This is a genomic window from Lactobacillus nasalidis (genome assembly GCF_016587775.1).
Lineage (GTDB): Bacteria > Bacillota > Bacilli > Lactobacillales > Lactobacillaceae > Lactobacillus > Lactobacillus nasalidis.
The window spans coordinates 1-229 of record NZ_BOCG01000195.1; the positions used below are offsets into that span (position 1 = coordinate 1).

Sequence of the window (229 nt, forward strand, 5' to 3'; positions counted from 1 at the left end):
AAGGTAGCGAAATTCCTTGTCGGGTAAGTTCCGACCTGCACGAAAGGTGTAATGATTTGGGCACTGTCTCAACGAGAGACTCGGTGAAATTATAATACCCGTGAAGATGCGGGTTACCCGCGACAGGACGGAAAGACCCCATGGAGCTTTACTGCAGTTTAATATTGGGTATCTGTCAAGCATGTACAGGATAGGTAGGAGCCAGAGAAGATAGGACGCCAGTCTTATC

General features: G+C 48.0%; 1 rRNA gene. It reads left to right on the forward strand.

The window, feature by feature from the left end:
• Positions 1–229 (forward strand): 23S ribosomal RNA (locus tag lacNas_RS03460); the annotation flags it as partial.